General features: G+C 54.5%; 6 protein-coding genes. 1 reads left to right on the forward strand and 5 read right to left on the reverse strand.

Features of this window, described 5'->3' with window-relative positions; genetic code table 11:
* Nucleotides 1-11 precede the first annotated feature (11 nt).
* From ACXJ5O_RS21115 to ACXJ5O_RS21135, 5 genes are all read right to left on the reverse strand, one after another.
* On the reverse strand, nt 12-218 hold the full coding sequence (locus ACXJ5O_RS21115; RefSeq protein WP_099999261.1) for a DUF3126 family protein: 207 nt from the start codon (nt 216-218) through the stop codon (nt 12-14).
* Nucleotides 219-326: 108 nt separating this feature from the next.
* A complete protein-coding gene (cysE, locus tag ACXJ5O_RS21120; protein ID WP_112531316.1) occupies nt 327-1151 on the reverse strand; it encodes a serine O-acetyltransferase in 825 nt (274 codons plus the stop codon).
* A 206-nt stretch (nt 1152-1357) separates the two neighbouring features.
* A complete protein-coding gene (locus tag ACXJ5O_RS21125; RefSeq protein ID WP_457301602.1) occupies nt 1358-2113 on the reverse strand; it encodes an alpha/beta fold hydrolase in 756 nt (251 codons plus the stop codon).
* Between the two features lie 11 nt (nt 2114-2124).
* The gene (locus ACXJ5O_RS21130) at nt 2125-2610 is read right to left on the reverse strand and encodes a DUF192 domain-containing protein (protein ID WP_457301603.1); all 486 of its coding nucleotides are present in this window, start codon (nt 2608-2610) and stop codon (nt 2125-2127) included.
* Between the two features lie 144 nt (nt 2611-2754).
* Nucleotides 2755-3336: a cold-shock protein gene (locus ACXJ5O_RS21135; RefSeq protein WP_112531349.1), complete on the reverse strand. Its 582-nt coding sequence runs from the start codon at nt 3334-3336 to the stop codon at nt 2755-2757.
* A 268-nt stretch (nt 3337-3604) separates the two neighbouring features.
* Between ACXJ5O_RS21135 and ACXJ5O_RS21140 the strand changes: the two genes are divergently transcribed.
* A partial coding sequence (locus ACXJ5O_RS21140; protein WP_457301604.1) for a VOC family protein occupies nt 3605-3825 on the forward strand: 221 nt, incomplete at its 3' end.

The following is a 3825-nucleotide window of genomic DNA, read 5'->3' on the forward strand; positions in this document are numbered from 1 at the left end:
GATCATAAGACTCAGAGATCCATCTCGAGGATCGCCATCGAGAAATTGTAGGAGAGTTCACCCTCATCCTCATCCTTGTAGATCAAACCAAGAAACTCGTCGCCGAGATAGAGTTCGGCGGAATCATCCTTGCGTGGACGAGCCTTTACAGTGAGTTCCGTATTTCTGAATGTCCGCTTGAAATAGCTGTCGAGTTTCTTCAGTTCTTCGGGTTTCACGGAGGTCTCCTGTCATATGAAATTCAGGCGCTTTTGGCATGCGGGAGTCGTCCCTGTAAAGGGTTGATTGCGACTGCCTTGGAGCGCGGAGACCTGTAACGCCGCGATTCAGTCGAAATTTGTAACCAACTGGTCCATGGCGCGCGAGGGCTCGGCACAGCCCGTCTCACCTACAATACGTGCGGGAACGCCGGCAACCGTGACATTATGCGGAACAGGTTTTAGCACGACCGAGCCTGAGGCTACTTTCGAGCAATGGCCAATTTCAATGTTACCGAGAATATTGGCGCCAGCGCCGATGAGAACGCCATGACGGATCTTTGGATGCCGGTCGCCGGTTTCCTTTCCTGTACCACCAAGCGTTACTCCCTGAAGGATCGAGACGTTGTCTTCGATGACTGCGGTCATTCCGACGACGATACCTGTCGCGTGATCGAAGAACACTCCCTGTCCCATGGGAACCTGCGGGTGGATATCGGTCTGGAAAACCGAAGACGAACGGCTTTGCAGGTAAAGCGCAAAATCTCTTCGCCCTTCCTTCCATAGCCAATGGGCAAGCCGATGAGTCTGGATTGCCTGGAAACCCTTGAAATAAAGCACGGGTTCGATGAAACGGTCGCAGGCCGGGTCACGATCATAGACGGCCTGGATATCGACACGCAGGATCTGCGACCAGGACGGTGTTGCCTCGACCATCGCCGTAAAAGTCTGGCGCAGCAATTCCGATTCCACATCAGGGTGGTCAAGCCGCTGCGAAATGCGATGAATGACCGCTTCTTCAAGCGATTGATGGTTGAGAATTGTCGTATAGAGGAACGTCGCCAAAAGCGGCTCGTTACGGATAGCCTCGTCGGCTTCGGCGCGGATTGCGAGCCAGATCGGGTCCATCTGCTTGACCGATCCGGTCATCTTTATCGGACTGCTTGCGGACATTTCCTACTCCAGGCATTTGGCCAACAATATTTCTCAAACAACGACCATAAGGCAAAATTGGTTGCTTGACACGTTGATTTCCAGATCGATCGCGCAAGAAATTTTGAACCTGCGATTGATTTGGCTGATGTCAGGCCCCGCCATTCCAAGATTGCCATAGCTTACCTTGTCCTGCAAGGAACGAACCTCCGGAAGCTCGCGCTTCGTTAAATGCTGTGGCGTTTGAGGAAATCCAGAACGACCTGCTTGAACACCTTGTCACCGACCGCGAGCATATGGTCCCGGCCAGGGATATCGATCGCCTCACCATTCGGCATCAGCGCCGCAAGATCCTGCGGGTTTCCGCCAATATCGTCTTTGGTGCCGACAGCGACGAGCGTTGGCTGAGTAATCCGGGCCATGTTTTCTGCGCTGATTTCTTCCTTGGAGGTGATAACGCAGGCAGCCAACGCGATTTTGTCGCTCTTGGTCTTGTCGGCAAACATCCGGAACATTTTTCCGCGCGGATGCGTAATCGCCTCCGGATCGGCGGACATAAGCGCTTCAGCGATAGGCAACCAGTCTCCGGCACCTTCGACCATGCCAATGCCGAGACCGCCAAAAACAAGATCATGCACGCGAGCGGGATGTTCGAGCGCCAGGAACGCACTGATGCGCGCGCCCATGGAATAACCTATGACATGCGCCGTCGGAATGCCGAGATGATCGAGTAGCGCGGCTGCGTCGCCCGCCATGAGCGTCGGCGTATAGACGGCCTTGTCGTGCGGCTTGTCCGATTGGCCGTGACCGCGATTGTCAATTGCGATGGCGCGGTATCCGGCAGACGTCAGTGTTTGCATCCAGCCGGGTTGAACCCAATTGTAGAGGGAGGACGAGGCAAAGCCATGGATGAGCAAGACCGGCTCGCCCTCACCCTCATCCAGATAAGCAAGCTTCAATCCGTCATTGTCGAAAAACTGCATGGTTGGATCCGTTAGTGCGCAATCGCCTCGATAGCGGGATGCCGCACCTTGTCGCCAATTGTCAAGCCGAGACGCTTCGCGGTGCCGGCTTTGACCTCGACAACGAAACGCACCGGGCCGCCCGACGAAATGATCGAGCGTGAGAATGGCACCGCATTTTCGCGAATGGCGGAAATACGGCCATTATCGTCCAGAAAGAGCATGTCTAGCGCGGAGGGTGTGTTCTCCATCCACATGGTTACAAGACGGGTGTCGTCGAAAACAAACAGCATGGCGCTGTTGTCTTTCAGATCAGTGCGGAACATCAAACCGCGCTCGCGCTCTTCGTCGGTATCGGCAATTTCTACCTGGAACGGAATGTCGCCCTTGGCACTATTGATCGTCAGCGCCGTGTGGTCGATGGGCAGATGCATCGGCGTCTGATCGAGCGCCAGAGCAGGAATCGCTGAAAACAGCAGAAAAACAACGACGGCAAAAACTGATTTCAGGCGATACATCAATTGCTCCAGGGTGCGTTGAGATTCGCGATCATGACGAGGCGAAACGGCGATTTTCGAGCGGAGCGTACTTGAAGTACGTGAGCACCGGAAGCACAGAAAAGTGCCGTTTGCAGACTGTCATGGCCTGAATATCAACATACCCTAGTGGGAAGACGGCAGCTGGGTACCAATGTCGGGATGAATTTCCGAGGCCATCAGGCCCTTCTCGCCATGGCCGAAGCGGATCAAGACAACCTGACCTGGACGCAATTCGGTCAAACCGAAATGCCGAAGCGTTTCCATGTGAATGAAAATATCCTCGGTCCCCTCGCCGCGGGTCAGGAAGCCGAAGCCCTTCGTACGGTTGAACCACTTGACCAGGACACGCTCAAGCCCGCTCGAGGGTGTTACCGTCACGTGCGTGCGGACGGGTGGCATTTCGGTCGGATGAACAGCGGTCGCGTTGTCCATGGATTTGACGCGGAAGCATTGCATGCCGCGTTCGCCCTGCTTGACTTCGCAAACGACACGGGCTCCTTCCAGAGCCGTCTGGAAGCCGTCCCGGCGCAGGCAGGTAACATGGAGAAGGATGTCGGGTAGATCAGAATTGTCGGGAACGATAAACCCGTATCCCTTGGCCACGTCAAACCATTTTATTGCGCCCGAAACTTCGATAAGGTCCAAACTGTCGCTTATGCCTTCGTCGGCGAGGGACGGCCGGGCTGATACTGTTCGGTCAGACATGAAGCGAAGCCCCTCCTCTCCAGCGAGGTACTGATTCTCTGCTTGAAGAATAACACCTGTCCAACGCCGAAGAGCAAGTATCATCTGCATGTTTTGTTGAAAACCACACGCGAAACGCGTGTTTATCCTCAACGATGTTGCTCTCGGCTACATCACAAGTTTGTGGAGCTAAACAGGAAGTGTTACGAAAACTGGACGGCGTTCAATCCGTGCAACATTGCCGGTTGCCGCCGACTTTCAACCCCATGAAAGAAATCAAAGGCAAAAGATGCGCTATCTTCACACAATGGTCCGTGTCCGGGACATCGATGAGTCCCTGGATTTCTATTGCAATAAATTTGGCTTGGAAGAGGTTCGCCGCACCGAAAATGAGAAGGGACGCTTCACCCTGATCTTTCTCGCGGCGTCGGAAGACGAGGCAAGATCGGCCGCGGAACGGGCTCCTGAGCTCGAATTGACCTATAATTGGGACCCGGAGGAATATACCGG

The organism is Phyllobacterium sp. P5_D12 (genome assembly GCF_054049495.1).

Bases quoted from the DNA above. Each gene is read 5' to 3' on its own strand.
- ACXJ5O_RS21135 (WP_112531349.1), bottom strand. From the start codon at position 3,336: ATGTCTGACCGAACAGTATCAGCCCGGCCGTCCCTCGCCGACGAAGGC.
- ACXJ5O_RS21125 (WP_457301602.1), bottom strand. From the start codon at position 2,113: ATGCAGTTTTTCGACAATGACGGATTGAAGCTTGCTTATCTGGATGAG.
- ACXJ5O_RS21130 (WP_457301603.1), bottom strand. From the start codon at position 2,610: ATGTATCGCCTGAAATCAGTTTTTGCCGTCGTTGTTTTTCTGCTGTTT.
- cysE (WP_112531316.1), bottom strand. From the start codon at position 1,151: ATGTCCGCAAGCAGTCCGATAAAGATGACCGGATCGGTCAAGCAGATG.